A 20,277-nucleotide genomic window follows, 5' to 3' on the forward strand; every position below is an offset into this window, starting at 1 on the left:
CCGTGCCGCTGATCTCTGCAATGCAGGCGACCAGCGCGGCAGTCCTTCTTTCGTTGCGTTCACGGAGAATTTCGGCGACGGGCCGTGCCGGTTTAGTTTTGCGTTTCTGGCGCCAATGCGACATGTCAATACCTCTGGCAAAATGCCAATCCAGAGTAGGTGGTCATCTGATTACTTGGCCGCGCCTTCGCCAGGGCATCCCAAATGCCCGCGGATTTCAAACTCCGCCACCCTGACTTGCAGGTCAGGGCGGCGGCAGGGCAGGTCCTTTCGGCAGCGGCAGCCGGACGGGCGCCTAAGCGCTCTCGTTGATGCCGCGGAGGTGGCGGTATTGGCCTTTGAAGTAGAGCAGTGGTTCTTTTTTGTGCCAGGTCGCTGGGCTCATTTCGTTGACGCGGCCAATGACGATGTAGTGGTCTCCGGCTTCGTGTTCTGCCCAGATGTCGCAGTCGAGCCACATCAGGGTGTCGGCGATGACGGGGTTGCCGGCGTTGGTTTGGGACCAGTCGATGCCGGCCCACTTGTCGGTGCCTTTGCGGGCGAACTGGTTGGAGACGGTGTCCTGGTCGTGGGCGAGGACGTTGACGACGAACTTTCCGGTCTCGCGCAGCCGCGGGTAGGTCGTTGAGTTGGTCATGACGCTGAAGGAGACCAGGGGAGGTTCGGTGGAGACGGAATAGAAGGATTGGCAGGTGAAGCCGATCGGGCCCTCTTCGTCGATGCCGCTGATGATGGTGATACCGGAGGCGTAGTGACCGAGCGTGTCACGGAAAACCCGCGGATCAAACGCCGGTTCCAGAGCGGTCTTCTGGTCCAAAGTGATAGTCATCTTTGCTCAACTCCTAAATTATGGTGTGTGCAGTCGTCTTATTCGCCGTACATGAGGCCGGCGAGGAATCGTTCGAGTTCAGGGTTCGGCTGAGCGGTGCGGGCCACTGCCTCCGCCGTTTCGTCGCCGGGCTCGATGTATAGGCCCTCCCAGGGGGAGGCACTGATCTCTCCAGGCTTCGTGTGGAATCGGCGGGCCGCAGTGTCAAATGAGTGGTCTGCTGTTACAGCCGAAAAATCCCTACGCCTTGAACGGAAAGTCATGGGCAGTTGGAGTGTGATGGACATGATGGCTTCCTCCTTGAAGCGAGCGGCCTAACCAAATACGTGAAGAGGGAATATGAAAACAGTGGGCCCCGGCATATGAGGGTTGCCCTGCCTAGCGGTGAGTGTGGTGGGGTTGCGTCTGCGGATGCTTCCCCATGCAGAAGGGGCAATCCAGGAAGTCAATGGAGGAGCGGCATACTGGGCACTGCTCGCGGTCCGAGCCCTGGGCGGGTTGTCCTGCCCTGGGATTTTCGCTAAGTGGCCGGCAGTCCCACCTGCTGTTCACTAAAGCTATGCGCTTCATGATTAGCCTCCCGATGTTCCAGAAGTGGTGTTCGGTGACCCGCCCCTCCAGGTCCTTACAACATCAATTCTTCTGTTGCGTGATGTGGCGCACATCGGCCGGTTGGGTTTCCGATGGGATGGTCTTTTTCCGACCAAAAGGATGATGCGGCCGCTCACGAAGCTGTGATTGTCTATGAGTCAGGTCACTCGAGGTTCTGCTGGCCGGGTAGAGATGCTCCGTCTCAAGGAGTCAGGTCAACCCCAATTGGGTTCCTGGTTATCTCGCTTGGCGCCTCAGACATGACCACCGACGGCCATGCGCACAAAGGATTTCCTGGCGATGAATTCACAACGAAACAAACCCGGGGGGAAGCGCCTTCTGCGCCTCGTTTCATGGATGAAGGCTGGGCACTCAGCACCGACGGTCAATGCACCATGCGTGGAATGTGGACACGAGTTCGTTGATGGCAGAAAGGAACTTGGCTGGGTTGCGGCCCTCAGTGGTATTCCGCCCCAACGAGTGGGGTGTGAGAGCACGGCGGGATGGGACTGCGATTGCAGGTGCATGAGTTCCGCGCACTTCGCTTACTAAGCAAAGGAGATCCCATGGATAAAAGGTCGTTCAAACTATGTGACGCCGCGTCAAATCAGACGCTTGAGGATTACACCCCAGGTCCGAATTCTGTTTCAGATCAACCAAGCAATGCAGAAACCATGCACACGGTCCTTCTCAGGCCCCGTGAACTGGACTGGCCTGATTGGCCCGAAGGATGCGGCGGCTGAGTTATCCGAAGCATGGTGTGGAGACCAAGACCTGCGCAGCAATGATCCCGTACAGGCTCATTGACATCCGTGCTGCCGAATCAAGGCAATTCCTCGAGCCCGGAGAGTAACCGAACGCATTTCCGCGAATACGTCCGGGGACTCCTCACCGAACACGGGGTGCTCCCCCAACGAAATGCTTTCCTGACGCGCTACGACAGTTGGGCTGCCCAGGCCCTGGAACGCGTTAGCGACCCGCAGCACCGTGACGTGATCCGCCGCTACATCCGCTGGCATCACCAACGGCGCATGAATCTCATGGACGAAGTCACGCGGCACTTTTCTTCGTGCCAAGCAGGAAGTCACCGTCGCCATCGACCTCCTGAACTGGCTTACCAGTCATGACATCACGTTGCCGGAACTTCGGCAGTCCCACCTTGACGTATGGCAAGCCGAAGGACCCACAACCAGGCGCATCGCTGAGCGCTTCCTCAAATGGGCCATCAAGACCAAAGCCGCCCCAGCTGGGCTCACCATCATTCCGCACCGCCGCGGCACCAGCCCACGACTCCCCAAAGCTGGACAAGACCAAGCACTCCAACAAGTCATCCACACCGATGAACTGGAAACCCGCGACCGCGCCGCGGCCATCCTGATCCTCGTCTTCGGACAACAGGCAGAGAACATCGCACGCCTCATCTGGGACGACGTCAGCGTCACCGACGAACTGGTCACCGTTCAACTGGGGACCATCCAGATCGCACTTCCAGATCCCCTTGCACAGCCATGGCGGGAGCTCGCTGCGAACCCGGGCCACGGGCTGACTGCCGCGCACCCCAACACCAAATGGGTGTTCCGCGGAGCATCACCCGGACGCCACATCCATCCTGGCCACCTCACCACACGCCTCAGCAAACTGTTCAGCACCCGCGCCGCACGCTTGGGAACACTCCACGAACTCACCAAACTCGCACCCGTGGCCATCATCGCCGAAACCCTCGGCTACTCCCCCACAACCATCGAACGCCACGCCACAGACTCCGCCGCCGCCTACGCCCAATACATCGCCGCCGTTCGAAGGCGCTGATACCTCGCAAAGGACAGCAAACTACGGCTTGCCTAAGCTCGAATATGTCAGACTGGCACGATGCCGGATTCCCCAGAATTTCCCTGCCCGTGCTGCGGGTATCTCGTTTTTACCGAAGAGCCTGGGTCGTATGAGATCTGCCAAGTTTGTGGCTGGGAAGACGACATAGTTCAGCTACGATTCCCAACCACGGGTGGGGCTAATTCACCCCTCATCAAATGCCAGGACGCATATGCTCACCCTCCCGCCTGGATGCGGCCACTTGCCGCTCCTGAGCAAGAGGGATACGTCCGTGACCCTGAGTGGCGTCTCCTCGACCCCGCAGTTGATGACATCGACCAGCCTCGAAAGGCAATCGACGACGGAGAGCCCCTAGCGGCCGATCTGACGGTCTATTACTACTGGCGGAAAGCCCGGCAACTTCGTCGAAGCTCTTAGTGGAAGATGAAGCAATGCATGAGGCGACAGTCGGACACCAGGGCAAGCTCAACTTCCGCGTTGAAAGCACACTTTCCAACCCAAGCCTGCCTATCGAAGTCCTGATTGTTACCGCCGAACTGCCTGGACTTCTAGCCGCCAAACGTGTTTGGGATTTCGACGGTTGGTTTGGGCCTGCTGTCCTTCTTTGACGAGCTAGCACGCAACTGGCGTGGCTGGGATGGTGAGATAAGCTTCGCCTCCATTGAGGGCGACCTTAGGTTAACCGCGAAGCACGAGGGCCACGTTCGCATAGCCTTCGAACTCGAGGAGTTCGCCGGCCCAACTCCTTGGAGAGCCCAAGGAGAACTCGCATTAGATCCAGGCGAAGAACTGAAGACGGCAGCGGAGTCACTTCGAAACCTGTTGACCAGCATCAAGCCTTAGGCCCCCGAAGGGCAACGCATCGGTTTCAGGCTGACTCTAGCCATCCGTCGAAACCCGTCTACTCCCGGCTCACGAATACCCGTGCATGCCAGTTGTGAGACACCATTGGACAAGAAAATCGCGCATTAACCCGTTGTTAGCTGGTCAGATGAACGACATGGGTGTGGCTGATCGCCTCATCAAGGCGGTCGCCGCTTACTGGACCGCAGATGTCCGTATTCTCGGCGCATGGCAGGCTGGACCAGCCGCCTGAGTTGTGCACCAAGGACGCGACCCGGACCGCGTCCTTGGCCACAAGTTCGCGTTCACTGCGGACTGTGGAGGCAGCCGGAAGGCAGGAAGGTAGTCCAAGGTACTTGGCCTAGTTGAGCCCGCTACCAGTCTTCTCGCAACCATGGTGTACGGTCTGCCAGCCGGTGGACATCGCAAAGTCATTGAGCGCATCGTCCACAGCCCAACCCCCCGTCAGCCGTGAGTGACAAGCTTGGGGCCACCCCGACCTAATGCCCACAACCGCCCGGCAACCCTGCCGCCCCGCTGCATTCACGAGGTCCTGTCACCCACCGGCATAGCCACAGACTGCGTCCGCACTGGAAGCACTCTGGGCAGGAGGACCGCCGGAAGCACCGCGGCGCCGATGAGGAGTATCCAAGGCGCTCCAGCCCACCCGCCGTTCTCTGCCAAGTGCCGGAGTTGGCCGATCGCAGCGTTGCCCAGCAGCACAGCGATGCCGCCGCAGCTGGCGGCGAGCCCATAGTAGGCGCCCCGCCCCGCCATATCTCCAGGAGCCAGGAATCCGGGGATGGCCGCAAGGATGGTTGGCCTGAGGGTCATGTGGCCAAGAATCAGGAGCACCACCACCACTACGAGGGGAATCGCCGAAGACCCGGCTACCTGCCCGAAGCATGCGGCAGCGAAGGCGGCGGCCAGCAGCAGGAAACCCGCCGGCATGGCCCGTGACTCACCCATACGGCGCACGGCCGCGGAAACGGGCAGCTGCAAGGCGATCGTGAGGGCAGAGGCAATGAGGAAGAGGACCGCGAGCCACGAACTATCCAGTCCTTGCCGGTCCAGTTCCAACGGTATGAGGAAGTACAGCTGGTTGTAGGCGAGCATGTTGACGCTGGCCAGTGCACAGAACGCGACGAAGCTGCGGTTGCGCAGGCAGCGGAGGGGGTGGTGCCGGCCGTGGCTGTTCGCAGCGGATTCAGGCGTGCGGGCTGCGTTGGGTGGAATGGACGGCAAGCGGATCCAGAGGACCACGGTGAACACGGCAAACACGGCGATGCCGAGCCCGAGCGCGGCACCGAAACCCCAGCCCATCAGTGCGGCACCGAGCAGCGGTCCCAGGACCGCGCCGATTTCTCCGGTGATGGCCAGCCACACGAAAACCGAACGTCGTCGGGTTTGCCCAGGGGGGAGGTTCCCGTCGACCTCCAGATCGGCCCGGGAGAGGTGTGATTCCAGGGCCGGGGAAAACATTGCGCCGCCGGCGCCGGTGAGGATTGCGCCCACCAGAAACAAGGGAAAATCAGTTGCTGCTGCCAACGTGGCGTAGCCGCTGATGCGGACCAGGCACCCCAGGAGCATGGCGCGTTTCGTACCCCACCGGTCGGCCAGAAGTCCGCCCACCAGGAACATGCCTTGCTGGCTGAAGGTCCTTGCTCCAAGCACTAGCCCGATAGCGGCCGCCTGCATCCCAAAGTCGTCGCGCATGGCCACGGCGAGGAAGGGCACCACAGCGTAGAAACCGATGTTGAACACCAACTGGGCGGCCAATAACGTCCGGGTGTCCTTGGTGCGGGGCAGGGTACTCATGCGCCAGCAGATGGAGCGTTTTGCGGCGTGGGTCCGGGGCGAGACGAGGTAGCTGCGAGCAGTTGCTTGCTGTGTTCGTGTTGCGGCCTGGCGAAGAAGTCCGTGGTGGAGGAAACCTCTACGAGCCGGCCTTGGTGGAGGATGGCCACCCGGTGGCTCATGTAGCGGATCACGTTCAGGTCGTGGGAAATGACCATCAGGGTCATGTCCTTGTCCCGGTGGAGCCGGATCAGCAAGTCCAGGATCTTCTTCTGGGTGACGGTGTCCAGCGCGGATGTAGCTTCGTCGCAGATCAGCACACTGGGCTTCGTCAGAAGCGCTCGGGCGATGGTGAGCCGTTGCAGCTGGCCGCCCGAACATTGGCCGGGGTACCTGTCCAGGATCTCCGGGTGGAGCTCCACGTCCCTGACTGCCTGCTCCACCTCTGCGCTGCACTCACCGCCGGGGAGTCCCCGGCGGTTCAGCAGCGGTGCTTCAAGGCTTCGGCGAAGACTCAACCTTGGGTCGAAGACATCGTGGGGTTCCTGGAAGACCAGCTGGATGCCGCCGTCGGTGGTGTCCCTGATGGTTCCGGTGTCCGGTGCGCCGAGCTGGACGAGGAGGCGGGCCATGGTGCTCTTCCCGGACCCGGACTGTCCAAGCACGCCGAGAATTTCGCCCTGACGCAGTTGCAGGGACACATCGTCCAGTGCCGGGGAGGCCTTCCGGTGGAAGCGTTTGGTGACGCCTTGAAGGTCCAGGACCACGCGATGCTCGACGGCGGTTGCGGCGCCGTCCGCGCGCACGAGGGCAGAGGCGGCCACCAAGGCCTTGCTGGTGTCGGTCCGGGGTGTGTTGAGGACTTGCTGGGCGGTCCCGGTTTCCACGATCATGCCACGGTCCATGACGATCAGCCGATCGGCGAAGGCAGCAGCGGTGGAGAGATCGTGGGTGATATACAGGACGCCGAGGCCACGGTTGTGGCGCTGGCGGTCGATGAGTTGGAGGATCTGACGTTCCAGGACTTTGTCCAGGGCAGAGGTCGGTTCGTCGGCGAGCAGCAGGCCGGGCTGGCCAGCCAACGCAACGGCCATCATGGCGCGTTGGGCCATGCCTCCGGAGAGCTCGTGCGGGAATGCTGCCGCGATGGCGGCCGGATCGTCGAACCCAACTTCGGCCAGCAGTTCAAGGATGGTGTCCTTGGCCTCGCCGCGGCGTAGGCCGCGATGGAGCTTCAGCGGCTCAGCCACATGGCGGCCGACCCGCATGCGGGGGTTGAACATCCGCTTGGGCTGTTGGTGGAGCATCCCGATCCGACCGCCGCGAACCTTGTTGAGTTCGGTTTCACTGGCGTTCACAAGGTCCGTGCCGCCCAGCGTGATGGCTCCGCTGTCAACGCGGACCTGGTGGGGGAGCAGGCCCATCACCGCCCGGGCGGTCATCGTCTTCCCGCTGCCTGAGGCGCCGACGATCGCCACGAACTCACCCGGTGCCACGGTCAGGTCTACCGAGCGGAGGATCGGGTCCGGAGTTGCCTCAAGCGCACCTGGGCGGTGGCGGCTCACGCGGAGATTCTCGACGACGAGTGGTTCAGGCATGCGTTGGCTCCTGTTCCGGTGCCGCAGGCAGGGCGGAGGTGGGGCGCGTGGAGGATCGGAGCACGTGTTGGCCGATGAGGGTGACCGACAGGGCAACGGCAAAAATGACAAGCCCAGGTGCCAGGATGGTCATGGGTGCCCGCAGCGCGTACGGTTGGGCGGCGGCCAGCATGGACCCCCAGTCAGACTGCGGGGGCTGCACTCCCAGCCCAAGGTAGGACAGGGCTCCGACGTTGATCAGGAACTGCCCGAACCGGAGGGTGGCCTGCCCCAGCAAGGGTCCGGCGAGGTGTGGAAGGATGTGGCGCCTGACGATGAACGCCGGGGAGCAGCGCAGCACCTGGGCGGCCTCGATGAAACCGCGCGCTGAAACGTCCAAGGTGAGTGCACGGGCCAGCCGGGCGAAGGGGGTCCAGCCGGTCAAGGTCAGTGCCAGCAGCAGTGAGTGGTAGCCGGTGCCGAGGGCGGCGACCAGGAACAAAGCAATGACCATTTCGGGCAAGGCGAGCAGGACGTCATTGGTTCGGGTGAAGAACTCATCGATCCATCCGCGCCGACGGGCGCTGAGCACGCCGACGGCGGTACCGATTACCGCCGTCGTTATGGTGGCGAGAGCGGCGAGCGTCAGGGAAAACCGGCCTCCGTCCAGCAGCCTGCTGAGGACGTCGCGCCCCAGGTGGTCCGTGCCCAACCAATGGATTGCACTGGGAGGGGCCAGCCTGGCAGGTAGGTTCTGGGCCTCGGGAGCGAAGGGCATGATCGACGGGGCGAGGAGGACGGCCACGACGACAAGAGCCGGCAGGGATGCGGCGATCCACAAGCTTTTGGGGATTTTAGGCAAGGGAGTGCCTCATTCGGGGATTAAGGATGGTGTGAACGAGGTCCGCAGCTGTGGTCAGGGTGACGGCCAGGGCCACGATGAGGACAACGGCACCCTGGGCCACCGGGATATCGCTGTTGACTACGGCGTCGAACAGCAACCTTCCCATGCCGGGTATCGCGAACATGACCTCCACGATCACGGAGCCACCCAGCAAGCCGGCGAACCACACGGCAACCAAGGTGGTCAGCGGCAGCAGGCTGTTGGGAATCACGTGCCGCCACATGGTTTGTGCCGCGGTTACCCCGCGGCTGCGCGCCGCGCCCACATGTTCGGCCTGCATCGCCTCCAACACTCCTTCCCGCACGGCTGAGGTGAAGTAACTGGTGGGCCGCAGGGCGAGGACCGCCACTGGAAGGATCGCCGAGGCAGGGCCAGCCCAACCTGCTGACGGCACCAAGGAGAGCTGCAGCGCGAACACCAGGACGAGGACTGGCGCCAGCCAATATTCGGGGATGGCGATGAAGGCCTGGGTTAAAGCCGTGATCACCCGGTCGGCGGTCCGACCGTGTCGGATCGCGGACACGACGCCAAGCACCAGGGCAAGCACTGCTGCCGTTACCAGGGCCAGGATGACCAGCGTGAGCGTGATGCCGAAGGCCGGGAAGACCTGATCCGCTACCGGTGTCCGGCTGGTATAGGACAATCCCATGTCACCGGTAACCAGGCGTCCCAGCCAACGCAGGTACTGGGTCCAGAGCGGATCGTTCAATCCGAGTTCGGCAGCCAGCGCCGTGACGGCGGAGTCGTCAATGATTTCCCCGGAGACGCGCGAGCGAATGATCTTTCGCACCGGGTCGCCGGGGGTCACGTACGGGATCAGGAAGACGGCAAAGGAGGACAAGAGGACAGCGGCTGCCAGGGCCGCAGTCCTCTTGCCGACAAATGCCATCATGGGCGCCACAACCAGGGGACGGGTACTGCCATAGCGGTCAGGAAGCGGGTTTGGCCGTGCTGCTGCGGACGACGTAACGGGCCAACGGGTCCTGGGTGTGGCCCTGCACATCGGCGCGGACGGCGTCGATGGCTTGTTCGTTCACCAGCCAGACGTTTACTGCCTGGTCGCGCAGAATCGTTCCGGCTTCGGCGTAGAGCTTGTAGCGTTCCTGCGCGTCAGTAGTCTTTGCCGCCTTGGTGATAACGGCGTCGTAGTCCTTGTTGCAGAAGTGGCTAAGGTTGTAGGTCCCCTCGCAGGTGTAGTCGGCCGTGAGGAACCCGATGGGATCGGCAATGTCGATCAGCCGGTTGCGCTGGCTCAAGACCATGTCGTACTTCCCGGCCAGCAGATCCGGTTCGACGGCGGCATATTCCTTGGTCACGATGCTGACCGGAACACCCACGGCCTTCAGGTTGTCCTGGATGACGGTGGCGACATCGGCAAACTCGGCGCGTTCGACGATGGCAATGACCTCGAGCGGGCGGTCGGCCGTGTAGCCGGCCTCGGTGAGCAGCTTCCGGGCATTCTCCACATCGAACTTCGGAGCCCCCGAGGCCTCGGTTGCCCACGGTTCAGACTGGGCGAACGGTCCGGTGGACGCGACTGCCGCACCCTCATAAACGCTGGCTGCCAGGGATTCAAGGTCAAGCGCCGACGTGATGGCCTTGCGGAAGTTGACGTTGTCGAACGGCGCCTTGGCATTGTTCATGTAGAGCGTCGCCGTCCGCGGGGAGTCAGCTTTCAGGACCTTGACGTTCGGGTCCGTTTCCAAGGACGACAGCGCGGGGACCGGAATCGACAGGGAAATGTCGGCTTCGCCTGTCCTCACCTGGGTGGCGCGGGTGGCGCCGTCGGTCACGAACCGCACCTCCGCCCCAGCCAACTGGACTTCCCCGCCCCAGTACGAGTCGTTGCGGTCCAGGGTCAAAGACTGCTTGGCCTTCTCCGAAACCGGAGTGAAGGGTCCCGTGCAGTGACCGAACGGGTCAACTCCCTGTCCGGTGAACGCGGCTGGGGAGAGGATGCCGGTGTTGACGCTGGCCATGCGATACGGAACCAGCGGGCTTTCGGTGGGGGTGGTGATCCGGACGGTGTGCTGGTCGACGGCCTTTACAGAGCTGACCACCTTGGGGTTGAAGGCACGGGCCGGAACCGCGGCCTTCAGGACCCTGTCCAGCGACCCGACCACAGTGTCCGCCGTCAAAGCGGTCCCGTCCTGGAACTGCACTCCTTCGCGGACGGTGAAGTCCCACTCCAGCGGAGAAACCTGCTTCCAATCAGTAGCCAGGGAAGGCACGATCTTGCCCTGCGACTCGTCGTACCGGGTCAGGGTTTCCAAGCAGCCTGAGAGCGAGAGGATGTAGGCAGCGTCACTTTCGAGGGCCCAGTTCGCTACCGGGGCGCGGAAGTTGTCCACGACGATGCGCTGGTTCTTGTCCACGGCTGGCGCTGACCCGGATGACGCCGTCCCCGTAAAGCCGCAGCCGGACAAAGACAGGACCGCCACGAGCCCCACGGAAAGGGCAGAGGGGAACGAAAAACGCATGAAACCACCTAAGGTACGGGGAGCCTGCGAACGGGAGCAGGCGAAGCTGGGGAAGCCCGGGGTGCGCAGGGCCAGACTAAGTGTAGGCTGCCCTAACTTTCAGACCCAAGAACTGGTCAACCAACTCTCTTCATAAACGAACGCCAATGAGACCAGCCCCACAGTTCTCCAGCGCCTACGCTTCCGCCACCGCCGGAGCGTTCCGGAAGTGGCCGACGGCGATGAGCATCGCCCCGGCAACGGCCCAGCCCGCAAGCACCAGCCACGGGAACGCCGCCGACGCGTCCGGGAAGTAGGAAAGGTCCCGCAGCAATGTTCCCGAGGCGCCGGGCACCATCCATTGGCCCACGTCGCCCCAGGGTGCGGGGAGGAATTCCTTGGGCTGGGTCAGCGACGAGAGCGGGTTGCCCACGAACAGGGTGATGACCGCGCCTACTGCGATGCCCGCGCGCCCGATCAGGGCGTTGAGCCCCACGATGATCGCCGCCGTCGCAACAACGCCAAGGCCGATAGCTCCAGCGTTCGCCCAGGCGCCCCCGGTAAAACCGGACCAAAACCTCTCCCCCTGGCGCCCCCGGACTCCTATGATCCGTGTATCGAACACACAACCACGAGGGGTGCACGTGACTGAAGCAACGCCCAACGAACAAGTGGTCCAGCGGCTGATCGACTGCATCAATGCCCGCGACATAGCAGTCATGGATGAACTCTTCCACGACGACGCCATCATGCACTGGCCGCAGTCCGGAGAGGTGGTGCGTGGAGCGGAAAACCGACGCGGTATCTACAACGCGTTCCCGCAACTGCCCACCATCACCCCGCGAAGGATGACCAGCGGAGGGGACCTGGTGGTTGCCGAGGCACTGCTGGACTATGCCCGCCCGCAATACGAGACGGTGTTCATCTTCGAATTCCGGGACGGCAAGATCGCCAAGGAAACGGCCTACTGGAGCGAAGCCTTCGAAGCACCGGAGTGGCGCTCAGCGTGGGTCGAAACGGAGTAGCCCTCAGCACGCCACGACATTGACGGCGAGGCCGCCGCGCGAGGTTTCCTTGTATTTGCTCTTCATGTCCGCGCCGGTCTCGCGCATGGTCTTGATGGCGGTGTCCAGGGAGACATGGTGGATGCCGTCGCCGCGGAGGCTGATCCGCGCGGCGTTGATGGCCTTGTTGCTGGCCATCGCGTTGCGCTCGATGCAGGGAATCTGCACCAGGCCACCGACGGGATCGCAGGTCAGGCCCAGGTTGTGTTCGATACCGATCTCGGCCGCGTTCTCCACCTGCTGGGGAGTCCCGCCCAGGATTTCGCACAGTGCACCGGCGGCCATGGAACAGGCCGAACCGACCTCGCCCTGGCAGCCCACCTCCGCACCCGAAATGGACGCGTTGGTCTTGAACAGCACGCCGATGGCGGCCGCGGTCAGGAGGAACCGGACTACATGGTCTTCAGAGGCGCCTGGAACGAACTTCATGTAGTAGTGCAAAACGGCGGGAATGATTCCGGCAGCACCATTGGTGGGCGCAGTGACCACGCGTCCGCCCGTGGCGTTCTCCTCGTTCACGGCCAGGGCAAACAGGTTCACCCAGTCCACGGCGCGCAGGGGATCGGTCGCGTCGTCTTTGGTCTGCAAATCGGCAAAGAGACGCGGCGCACGACGGCGGACCATCAGGTTTCCGGGCAGGTGCTCTTCCGTGCGGCTACAGCCGCGCGAAACACACTCCTTCATGGTTTCCCAGATGCGCAGGAGCTCGGCGCGGGTGTCTTCTTCGCTTCGCCAGGCACTTTCATTGGCCAGCATGACGTCGCTGATGGACATGCCTTCGCGCTCGCAGTGGGCCAGCAGTTCCTGTCCGTTGCTGAAGGGGTAGCGCAGGACCACGCTGTCCTGCGCTACCTGGCCCACAGCATCCTCGTCCACCACGAAACCGCCGCCAACGGAATAGAACACCCGCTCGGAAACGAGGTTTCCCTGGCCGTCGAAGGCCTGGAAGCGCATGCCGTTGGGGTGGGCCGGCAGGGACTGGCGCATATGCAGCACAACGTCCTTTGCCCGGTTGAAGGAGACCATCCGGCGCCCGGCCAGGAGGATCTTCCTGGCCTCCGTCGCCTCGGCCACCATGCGGTCCGCGGCCATGGGGTCCACCGTTTCCGGGAGCTCGCCCATGAAACCGAGGATCACGGCCTTGTCCGAGCCGTGTCCCTTTCCAGTAGCCCCCAGCGAACCGAACAGTCCGGCGTGAACCCGATCAACGGCGTCGAGCTTCCCGTCCTGTTCCAGGGCGTCAACAAAGGTGCGGGCCGCGCGCATGGGACCCACGGTGTGGGACGACGACGGGCCGATGCCGATCGAGAACAGGTCGAGGGCGCTCAATGCCATGGGATCCTCCAAGGGAGCAAAAGGGGCTGGGTTCCCTTTCAACTGTGGAGTGTTGCGGCGCGCGCGTCCATCGGGAATTAGTGAAACAACCGTCAAGCTGCGCTTAACAATCAGGCTGTGGGTCGGGCCTCGGTGGCGATCCGGAGTTCCTCGATGACGGCGGCAATGGCGGGAGCGGCCTTGCCGGCTGCCCGGTACAGGATGATGATGTTGCGGCCGCAGCTCGGATCGACCCGGCGGACCTGGAGATCCTGGGTCTCGCGGCCAAGATTCAGCTCGCTCATGAGTGCCACCCCCAGTCCGCCACGGACCAGGCCCAGCGTAGCCATCAGGTTCCGGCAGTTGGCGATGACCTTGGGAGTGAAGCCGGCTTCACGGCACGTCTGCAGCACGAATTGTTCAAAAACGCTGCCTTCCTGGTCCAGGACCCAGCTTTCGTGGGCGTAGTCGGGAAGGCTGACGGGAGAGCCGGTGTCCGGCACGGGGTGGTCCCGGGGAAGGACCAGGATGATCTCGTCGCGGGCCAAGAGGGTCTTCACCAGGCCCTCGTCCTGGATCTCGCTGAGGTCGTCCACTACCGCGATATCGATGTTTCCGGCACGGAGTTGGGCCACGCTCTCGGACGGTTCGAGGTCCGAGATGGTGACGTCCAGCCTCGGGTAGGCCGCTTGCAGGGACATGACCGCCGAGGGAAGGACGGTGCTGCAGAAACTCGGGAACGCGCTGATGGCCAGGCGTCCGCGGACGTCGGTCTGGAACTTCTTCATCGTGGCTTCAGCGGCTTCCACTTCCGAGGCAATCCGGCCAAAGTGTTCCACCAGCAAGGCGCCCGCCTCCGTCAGCTTGACCTTCCGGCCCGTCCGCATCAGCAGCGCGAGGCCGGCCTCCTTCTCAAGCACGGCCAATTGCTGGCTGACTGCGGAGGTGGTCATGTGCAGCTTGGCGGCGGCGGCGGTCATGGTGCCTTCGAGCTCAAGGGTCTTGAGGATATGCAGGCGTCGGATGTCCAGCACTGACGCTCCCTTCGGTTTAGCTCTACTTAACCGCACTCCCGGCTACGGAGTGAAGGGGTGCACGAACCCGAGCGTGGCTCTGCCCTCGTCATCTATGACATGGCCCAGGTGCTTGCTCATCCGGAAGACCACGCTCCTGTCCACAATCCGGGCGCTCGGAACCGCCGCTTCCAAGGCTGCTTCGAAGCGCATCACATCGGTCATTTCCCGCAGCCAGACGGCCACCACCAGGTTATATTGGCTGGCCACGGCCAAGGCAGTGCGGGCTTCGGGAATCTGGGCCATGAGCCCGCGCATTTGCTGGATGTGTTTGGCCGCGGTCCGCACGAAATACCAGGCGTAGACAGGCCAGCCGGTGACGCTGCGGGCTACGTCCGTGCGCAGCCTCAGCCGTCCGTCAGCCCGCAGCCTGGCCAGTCCATCCGCGACGCGTTGTTCGCTGAGCCCGTGTTCTGCGGCGATGCGGCTCACCGGACGGCGACCATCCTCCAGCAGGCAGTGCCGGAGCGCATATTCGACGTCGGGATGTACAGTTCGCGGGGCCCGCGCACGCGGGGGCTTGGGCTTGGCAACCTTGCCCGCCTCTGCGGGCGTGAGCGCACGCAATCTCCAGGCCGAGGCTTCCATGATCATTTCAGTGACCAGGTGCGTTTGCGTGTTCCGCACGCCGTCAAGGGCGCCGATCTGGTTGGTCACCACATCCCAAATCGCCAAAGGGTTCTCCCCGAGGCACGTCGCCAGCAAGTCCCGGCCACCCGAAGTGTGGTCCAGGGTCATCACTGCCGGAATCTTGATGAGCTCCTGCGCCACCTTCGCCGTGTGTTGGGGCATGCAGGTGATGTCCACCAGGGCACTGGCCCCTTCGGTGAAGATCCCCGTGACCCAGGCAAGTCCTCTTTCCCGGAGGGATTCCCAGCGCCGCGAAAGTGTCACGGCATCCACGCCGAGGAGGGGCGAAAGCTCGGCCCACGAGGCCCGGCCTTCGATCTGCAAGGCATGGATGATGCGCTCTTCAAGGGGATCGAGCATGTATTCCTGCATATCAGCAAGATAATCCATGGAAAGCTTCAATTTCATCCATCGGAAACATGGTGCTTCGATCATGGTGTGATCCCGTTCACTTCTCATCACATCGGAGCGCACATGCGTACAACTGCGCAGAAATCCACTGCTGCCGGAGCCGTCGGCTTCCTGGTTGTCATGGAACTTGGCAGCGGCATCCTGCAAGGCTGGTTGAGTCCTTTGTTCTCATCGATCGGAGAGCACCACGGAGTCTCAGCCGCCTCGCTGAACTGGATCAGTGCCGCCTATTTGCTGGCGACGGTCCTGGTTGTTCCCCTCCTGTCCAAGCTCGGCGACATCCACGGGCACAAACGCGTCCTCATGATCGCCACGGCGATCGTCGCAGCCGCGTCCGTCCTGGTCGCGTTCGCGCCGAACTACGAACTGTTCCTCGTTGGCCGCGCCATCCAGGCACCGCTGGCTGTGTTCCTGCCTTTGGAATTCGCCATTGTCCACCAGCGTGACTCGGAACGGTCGGGCCGAAGCATCGGCCGGCTCGTCGCCGCCTTGACCCTCGGCGCCACGATCGGTGGTTTCTTGTCCGGCATCGTCCTTGACGCCGTCGGCAGCCTCTCCCTGACGTTGCTGTTCCCGGCGATCTTCATGGCGCTGTGCATCCCCGGCATCGCCATCTTCGTCAAGGAAACACCGCTTCGCAGCCAAGGCAAAGTGGATTACCTTGGCGCGGTCCTGCTCGGTGGCGGTCTGGCGGCCGTCCTGGGCGGTGCATCCAACCTGGCCACCTGGCCCCCGTTGACTGTAGGCATCGCCATGATCATCGGCGTGGCACTGCTCGCGGGCTGGGTAGTGTCCGCCCGTCGCATCAAACACCCGCTGGTTGACCTGAATATGCTGCTTCGAGGAGGCATCGGCCTGCCGATCGTGGTTGCCTTCCTGTTCGGCGCACAACTGTTCGGAGCCCAGGCCCCGATCTCGGTCTACCTGCGTTCAGATCCAGCGACGCTCGGATTCGGTTTCGGCGCCGCAGCGTCCGCAGCCGGGATACTGCTGAGCATCATGGCGCTGGCGGCTTTCCTGGGAGCGACCTTCGCAGACCGCGTATCCCGCATCCTGGGCGGCACGCGGACGGTTGCTTTCGGCGGACTCCTCGGAGCCGTGGCCTACCTGCTCATGATCCTGGCGCCCGGAACCCTGGTCACGTTCACGGTGTGGCTGGTGGTGGCAGGTCTCGGCACGGGCATCGTCAGCGGAACACTTCCCACGCTGGTGGTGCAGCGTGCGGCCGCCGACTCGGTAGGCATCGCGTCCGGCCTCTACAACACGGCCCGGACTGCTGCCGGCGGCGTTGCCGGTGCGCTCTTTGCCCTGCTCATGTCGGCCCTCACTGCTCCCTCCGCGTCGGGAACACGCGTAGCCACGCAGTTCTCCTTCCACGCCGTCTGGTGGATCTGCGCCGGACTGTGTGTCCTCTTCGCCATCGCAGTGCTCTTCATCCGCCAGGCCAAGGCGGCGTCCGAAACCGCCGAGCCCCGGATGTCCGGGCAGCAGGACTCCGCCACGGACCAGACCCTCGAACCAGCCAACTGAACCTCGACAGAGAAGGAAGAAACAATGACCGTTTCGATTGATATCACCTCCAAGGAAACCCTGCGCGACGCCGTACGCGAGGCCGCGACCGCCGTCGTACCTTCCATCCTGGAACTTAGCCACAAGGTGCACGCGCTGGCCGAGATCTCCTGGGAAGAGCATGAGTCGGCGGCGGCCGTGGCCGCGGTGCTGCGCGACGGCGGCTTCGACGTCACCGAACGTGCGTACGGAATTCCGACGGCGATCGAGGCCACCTATGGTGTGGGCGACCTGACTGTAGTGATCTGCGCAGAATACGACGCCCTCCCCGAAGTGGGCCACGCTTGCGGTCACAACATGATCGCGGCCGCCGGCGTTGGTGCAGCACTGGCTCTCAAGCCCGTAGCCGACGCCGCCGGACTGCGCATCAAGGTCCTGGGCACTCCCGCCGAAGAGCACGGCGGCGGCAAGGTTTCGCTACTGCAGGCGGGGGCTTGGGAGGACGCCGCCTTCTCGCTCATGGTGCACGGAATGACGGGGGTGGAGCGCAGCGCTTCGGCCTTCAGCATGGCCGCGGTGGAACGCTTCGAGGTGCAGTTCAAGGGCAGTGAAGCCCACGCCGCAGGCGCCCCGGACAAGGCCATCAACGCCGGGGCAGCAGCGAGCCTGGCCCTGATGAACATGGCCGTGCTGCGCCAGCACCTGCCGGAAAACGCGAACACCAACGCCTTCATCTCGCACGGCGGCGGCGCCACCAATGTGATCGCCGGGGAATCCACGGTACAGGTTGAGGTCCGCGCGGGGGACGTTGACGTGTGGCGGGACCTCAAGCGCCGCGTGCTCGCCTGCTTCGAAGGTGCGGCCATCGCCACCGGATGTACCTGGACCCACCGGCAAACCGAGCACCCGTACGCGCCGATCCATACCCACGCGGGCCTGGGGAAGCTCTGGGACAACAACATGGAAGGCATCGGCCGCCCGGTGGACCACACGCCGATCTTCGGTGGCGGATCCTCGGACATGGGGAACGTTTCCCAGGTTCTTCCCTCTGTGCATGGCATGGTGGTGGTCCGCAACAGCACCGCCGTTCCGCACCACCCGGACTTCACCGCAGACGCCATCACGCCCGAGGCCGACGACGCCGTCGTGGACGGCGCTACTGTCCTGGCACTGACCGTGCTGGACGCGGCGCTGGATCCGGCGTTGCGGTCCGAGCTGTTGGAACTGCAGGCCGCCCGGGAGCAGGGTGCGACGACGAGCACGCTGGAGGCGTAGGAGCCTTGCGGGAGGCTATTGGAGATACCTGAAGACGCCCCACGCAGGGTGGTTGATGAGGAGGCAGGCCGGCGAATGCCGGGCCGCGAACATGGCGGGCCGTCGTGCGGACGCGCTGCGGAACAACGCCTTGCCGCCGCAGGCAAGGCACCGCAGGTCATGCCGCAGTTCGTACCTGACAGCCCTGCTGAGGGAGGCGAAGAGTTCCGCTTCCCACTCCTCCCGGTCCGCCAGGCAATAGGCTCTTCTCACCACACTTCTCCACGTTGTTCCATGGTTGGCCCTTCGCCGGTATCTCCAGCCGGCGAAGGGCCAACCGCGTGCGTCAGGCGCGTTCGTCAGCCAGGACTTTGGGCGACCCGCTGGCCAGCTCCTGGGAGGGGCCGTTGAGGTACCGGTCCAGGGAGTCATCCATGGCGTTGATCCACCGGGTGTGGTGCTTGGTTGCCATGGTGCCGGTAACCACTGAGCGGTGCACGGCATCGCGGTAGCCCAGGATGTCGGTGTGCTTGTTGTGCATCCAGTCCTTGAACAGCTGGGAGACGGCGTCGAGGTCGAAGGACGGGTAGTCCGTGGCGTCGATGAGCTCGCGCAGGTAATCGGACTGGAAATCGGCTTCGGCATCATGGTCCTGGAGTGCCGCCTGGCGCTCCAGCCAAAGTGCGATGTCCGCCTCGCGGTCGGCCAGGGATGGGAGGTTTACGACGCCGGTCATGACGTCGCGGGCAAACCAGGCCTGGGCGTCGAACATGTTGAAGGTGTAGTACTGGTCCTGCGCGCCCAGATAGAACAGATTGGTGTTCTGCTGCCACACGACGCCCTTGTAGAGGTTCCCCGGGTAGAGCACGTTCGGGGATTTCAGCGAGAGTTCGCCGGGCAGGAACGGGTACTTGTGCTGGTATCCGGTGCAGAGCACCACGGCGTCAAAGTCGTCATGGGTGCCATCCGCGAAGTAAGCCGTCCGGCCCTCGAAGTGCGTGACGAGCGGGCGCTCCACCGTGTTCCATGGCCAGTGGTAGCCCATGGGGTTGCTTCGGTAGCTCATGGTGATGGAGGCGGCGCCCATTTTGTGGGCCTGCATACCGATGTCCTCGGCAGAGTAGCTGCTGCCGATCATGAGCAGCCTCTTCCCCACGAAGCGCTCGGCTCCACGGAAGTCGTGGGCGTGCAGGACCTCGCCGGGGAATGACTTGATGCCCTTGAATTCGGGTACGGCAGGAACGTGGAAGTGCCCGGTGGCAACCACGAGCTTGTCGAACACATGGGTCTCGGTGAGGTTGGTCCGCAGGTCCTCCACGGTCACCGTGAATTCCTGGGTGTCCTCGTTGTAGGTGGTGTGGCGCGCCACGGTGTTGAAGTTGACGTATTTGCGCACATCCGACTTTTCCACCCGGCCCTTGATGTAGTCGAAGAGCACCTCGCGGGGCGGGAAGGAGGAAATGGGCCGTCCGAAATGCTCATCGAATGAGTAGTCCGAGAACTCCAGACACTCTTTGGGGCCGTTCGACCACAGGTGACGGTACATGCTGGAGTGGACCGGCTCACCGCTGGCATCCAGGCCGATGCGCCAGCTGTTGTTCCACTGGCCACCCCAGTCGTCCTGCTTCTCGAAGCACTTGATGTCAGGGATGTCGATGCCTTTTTGCCGAGCTGATTCGAACGCGCGCAGTTGGGCAAGGCCACTGGGTCCTGCGCCAATGATTCCGACTCGAAGTGTCATGCTGCTTACCTCTTTCAGATGGTGTGAGGGTGCCGGAACCTAGGCAGCGAAGTCGCGGTCGCCGGCGAAGAACCCGAGGGCGTAGCCGGGGGTTTCGAACTTGACGGTTGTCCCTTTGGGGAAGAACAGGACATCCCGCTCTTTGGCGTGGGTGACTTCGCCCGTTGCCTGGTCGGTGAGGATGAATTCCCCTGCCACCACAACCTTCATTTCGTCGTAGGTGTAGGTGTACACGAGCGGCTTGGACGCCTTCAGTTCAAAGAATCCGGCACACATGACCGAGCCGACAGGGTTGGAGAGTGAGTCGCCAATGGCTGCGTCGCAGCCCTCCTCGTTCATCGATGGAAGGTTGAGGAATCCGCCTTCAACCTTGTGGATGGATCCAGCCTTGCTCAGGGTTCCGTTAAGCGTTTCCATGATTTCTCCTTTGGATCTGGTGGGATTTTCGGCA

Annotated in this window: 21 protein-coding genes; 7 read left to right on the plus strand and 14 right to left on the minus strand. The window is 63.2% G+C overall.

Features of this window, described 5'->3' with window-relative positions; all coding sequences use genetic code 11:
* Positions 1-295: 295 nt before the first annotated feature.
* Complete coding sequence (locus ACIPV6_RS18300) at positions 296-829, minus strand: flavin reductase family protein (protein ID WP_400272244.1); 534 nt, start codon at positions 827-829, stop codon at positions 296-298.
* A 38-nt stretch (positions 830-867) separates the two neighbouring features.
* A complete protein-coding gene (locus tag ACIPV6_RS18305; RefSeq protein ID WP_400272245.1) occupies positions 868-1,116 on the minus strand; it encodes a hypothetical protein in 249 nt (82 codons plus the stop codon).
* A gap of 1,438 nt (positions 1,117-2,554) precedes the next feature.
* On the opposite strand from ACIPV6_RS18305, the gene ACIPV6_RS18310 reads away from it, so the two are divergent.
* Genes ACIPV6_RS18310 through ACIPV6_RS18325 form a run of 4 tightly spaced genes read left to right on the plus strand, consistent with a single transcriptional unit; the run spans position 2,555 to position 4,093 of the window.
* A complete protein-coding gene (locus tag ACIPV6_RS18310) occupies positions 2,555-3,229 on the plus strand; it encodes a hypothetical protein (RefSeq protein WP_400272246.1) in 675 nt (224 codons plus the stop codon).
* A gap of 60 nt (positions 3,230-3,289) precedes the next feature.
* A complete protein-coding gene (locus ACIPV6_RS18315) occupies positions 3,290-3,667 on the plus strand; it encodes a CPCC family cysteine-rich protein (protein ID WP_400268488.1) in 378 nt (125 codons plus the stop codon).
* Positions 3,668-3,681: 14 nt separating this feature from the next.
* The gene (locus ACIPV6_RS18320) at positions 3,682-3,858 is read left to right on the plus strand and encodes a hypothetical protein (RefSeq protein ID WP_400272300.1); all 177 of its coding nucleotides are present in this window, start codon (positions 3,682-3,684) and stop codon (positions 3,856-3,858) included.
* Positions 3,812-4,093: a DUF6228 family protein gene (locus ACIPV6_RS18325; protein ID WP_400272247.1), complete on the plus strand. Its 282-nt coding sequence runs from the start codon at positions 3,812-3,814 to the stop codon at positions 4,091-4,093. Before ACIPV6_RS18320 ends, ACIPV6_RS18325 begins: the two co-directional genes overlap by 47 nt.
* Before the next feature lie 543 nt (positions 4,094-4,636).
* On the opposite strand, the gene ACIPV6_RS18330 is transcribed toward ACIPV6_RS18325, so the two are convergent.
* The 6 genes from ACIPV6_RS18330 to ACIPV6_RS18355 form a co-directional block, all read right to left on the minus strand.
* Entirely contained in the window at positions 4,637-5,911 is a 1,275-nt protein-coding gene (locus ACIPV6_RS18330; protein WP_400272248.1) for an MFS transporter, read from the minus strand.
* Complete coding sequence (locus ACIPV6_RS18335; protein ID WP_400272249.1) at positions 5,908-7,488, minus strand: ATP-binding cassette domain-containing protein; 1,581 nt, start codon at positions 7,486-7,488, stop codon at positions 5,908-5,910. Before ACIPV6_RS18335 ends, ACIPV6_RS18330 begins: the two co-directional genes overlap by 4 nt.
* A complete protein-coding gene (locus tag ACIPV6_RS18340; protein ID WP_400272250.1) occupies positions 7,481-8,308 on the minus strand; it encodes an ABC transporter permease in 828 nt (275 codons plus the stop codon). The genes ACIPV6_RS18335 and ACIPV6_RS18340 overlap by 8 nt, the downstream gene beginning before the upstream one ends.
* Positions 8,309-8,321: 13 nt before the next feature.
* The gene (locus ACIPV6_RS18345; RefSeq protein WP_400272251.1) at positions 8,322-9,263 is read right to left on the minus strand and encodes an ABC transporter permease; all 942 of its coding nucleotides are present in this window, start codon (positions 9,261-9,263) and stop codon (positions 8,322-8,324) included.
* A 37-nt stretch (positions 9,264-9,300) separates the two neighbouring features.
* On the minus strand, positions 9,301-10,851 hold the full coding sequence (locus ACIPV6_RS18350; RefSeq protein WP_400272252.1) for an ABC transporter substrate-binding protein: 1,551 nt from the start codon (positions 10,849-10,851) through the stop codon (positions 9,301-9,303).
* A 175-nt stretch (positions 10,852-11,026) separates the two neighbouring features.
* A complete protein-coding gene (locus ACIPV6_RS18355; protein ID WP_400272253.1) occupies positions 11,027-11,455 on the minus strand; it encodes a hypothetical protein in 429 nt (142 codons plus the stop codon).
* Positions 11,456-11,474: 19 nt separating this feature from the next.
* On the opposite strand from ACIPV6_RS18355, the gene ACIPV6_RS18360 reads away from it, so the two are divergent.
* Entirely contained in the window at positions 11,475-11,855 is a 381-nt protein-coding gene (locus ACIPV6_RS18360; RefSeq protein ID WP_400272254.1) for a nuclear transport factor 2 family protein, read from the plus strand.
* 3 nt (positions 11,856-11,858) lie between these two features.
* Here ACIPV6_RS18360 and ACIPV6_RS18365 read toward each other — a convergent pair whose 3' ends face one another.
* From ACIPV6_RS18365 to ACIPV6_RS18375, 3 genes are all read right to left on the minus strand, one after another.
* Positions 11,859-13,229: an L-serine ammonia-lyase gene (locus tag ACIPV6_RS18365; protein WP_400272255.1), complete on the minus strand. Its 1,371-nt coding sequence runs from the start codon at positions 13,227-13,229 to the stop codon at positions 11,859-11,861.
* A gap of 110 nt (positions 13,230-13,339) precedes the next feature.
* The gene (locus ACIPV6_RS18370; protein WP_400272256.1) at positions 13,340-14,242 is read right to left on the minus strand and encodes a LysR family transcriptional regulator; all 903 of its coding nucleotides are present in this window, start codon (positions 14,240-14,242) and stop codon (positions 13,340-13,342) included.
* Between the two features lie 42 nt (positions 14,243-14,284).
* The gene (locus ACIPV6_RS18375) at positions 14,285-15,301 is read right to left on the minus strand and encodes an Lrp/AsnC family transcriptional regulator (protein ID WP_400272257.1); all 1,017 of its coding nucleotides are present in this window, start codon (positions 15,299-15,301) and stop codon (positions 14,285-14,287) included.
* Positions 15,302-15,385: 84 nt separating this feature from the next.
* Here ACIPV6_RS18375 and ACIPV6_RS18380 point away from each other — a divergent pair, with 84 nt between their 5' ends.
* Positions 15,386-16,852, plus strand: coding sequence for an MFS transporter (locus ACIPV6_RS18380; protein WP_400272258.1), 1,467 nt, complete (start codon positions 15,386-15,388; stop codon positions 16,850-16,852).
* A gap of 24 nt (positions 16,853-16,876) precedes the next feature.
* On the plus strand, positions 16,877-18,106 hold the full coding sequence (locus ACIPV6_RS18385) for an amidohydrolase (RefSeq protein ID WP_400272259.1): 1,230 nt from the start codon (positions 16,877-16,879) through the stop codon (positions 18,104-18,106).
* Between the two features lie 15 nt (positions 18,107-18,121).
* Here ACIPV6_RS18385 and ACIPV6_RS18390 read toward each other — a convergent pair whose 3' ends face one another.
* From ACIPV6_RS18390 to ACIPV6_RS18400, 3 genes are all read right to left on the minus strand, one after another.
* Positions 18,122-18,358, minus strand: a complete 237-nt coding sequence (locus ACIPV6_RS18390; RefSeq protein WP_400272260.1) for a hypothetical protein — start codon at positions 18,356-18,358, stop codon at positions 18,122-18,124.
* 73 nt (positions 18,359-18,431) lie between these two features.
* The gene (locus ACIPV6_RS18395; protein ID WP_400272261.1) at positions 18,432-19,826 is read right to left on the minus strand and encodes an NAD(P)-binding domain-containing protein; all 1,395 of its coding nucleotides are present in this window, start codon (positions 19,824-19,826) and stop codon (positions 18,432-18,434) included.
* A gap of 39 nt (positions 19,827-19,865) precedes the next feature.
* Positions 19,866-20,243, minus strand: coding sequence for a cupin domain-containing protein (locus ACIPV6_RS18400; protein ID WP_400272262.1), 378 nt, complete (start codon positions 20,241-20,243; stop codon positions 19,866-19,868).
* Positions 20,244-20,277 lie beyond the last annotated feature (34 nt).

This window comes from Paenarthrobacter sp. NPDC089988 (genome assembly GCF_044748465.1).
Taxonomy (GTDB): Bacteria; Actinomycetota; Actinomycetes; order Actinomycetales; family Micrococcaceae; genus Arthrobacter.

Bases quoted from the DNA above. Each gene is read 5' to 3' on its own strand.
- ACIPV6_RS18300 (WP_400272244.1), bottom strand. From the start codon at position 829: ATGACTATCACTTTGGACCAGAAGACCGCTCTGGAACCGGCGTTTGAT.
- ACIPV6_RS18305 (WP_400272245.1), bottom strand. From the start codon at position 1,116: ATGTCCATCACACTCCAACTGCCCATGACTTTCCGTTCAAGGCGTAGG.
- ACIPV6_RS18315 (WP_400268488.1), top strand. From the start codon at position 3,290: ATGCCGGATTCCCCAGAATTTCCCTGCCCGTGCTGCGGGTATCTCGTT.
- ACIPV6_RS18320 (WP_400272300.1), top strand. From the start codon at position 3,682: ATGCATGAGGCGACAGTCGGACACCAGGGCAAGCTCAACTTCCGCGTT.
- ACIPV6_RS18330 (WP_400272248.1), bottom strand. From the start codon at position 5,911: ATGAGTACCCTGCCCCGCACCAAGGACACCCGGACGTTATTGGCCGCC.
- ACIPV6_RS18335 (WP_400272249.1), bottom strand. From the start codon at position 7,488: ATGCCTGAACCACTCGTCGTCGAGAATCTCCGCGTGAGCCGCCACCGC.
- ACIPV6_RS18345 (WP_400272251.1), bottom strand. From the start codon at position 9,263: ATGATGGCATTTGTCGGCAAGAGGACTGCGGCCCTGGCAGCCGCTGTC.
- ACIPV6_RS18350 (WP_400272252.1), bottom strand. From the start codon at position 10,851: ATGCGTTTTTCGTTCCCCTCTGCCCTTTCCGTGGGGCTCGTGGCGGTC.
- ACIPV6_RS18365 (WP_400272255.1), bottom strand. From the start codon at position 13,229: ATGGCATTGAGCGCCCTCGACCTGTTCTCGATCGGCATCGGCCCGTCG.
- ACIPV6_RS18375 (WP_400272257.1), bottom strand. From the start codon at position 15,301: ATGGATTATCTTGCTGATATGCAGGAATACATGCTCGATCCCCTTGAA.
- ACIPV6_RS18380 (WP_400272258.1), top strand. From the start codon at position 15,386: ATGCGTACAACTGCGCAGAAATCCACTGCTGCCGGAGCCGTCGGCTTC.
- ACIPV6_RS18385 (WP_400272259.1), top strand. From the start codon at position 16,877: ATGACCGTTTCGATTGATATCACCTCCAAGGAAACCCTGCGCGACGCC.
- ACIPV6_RS18395 (WP_400272261.1), bottom strand. From the start codon at position 19,826: ATGACACTTCGAGTCGGAATCATTGGCGCAGGACCCAGTGGCCTTGCC.
- ACIPV6_RS18400 (WP_400272262.1), bottom strand. From the start codon at position 20,243: ATGGAAACGCTTAACGGAACCCTGAGCAAGGCTGGATCCATCCACAAG.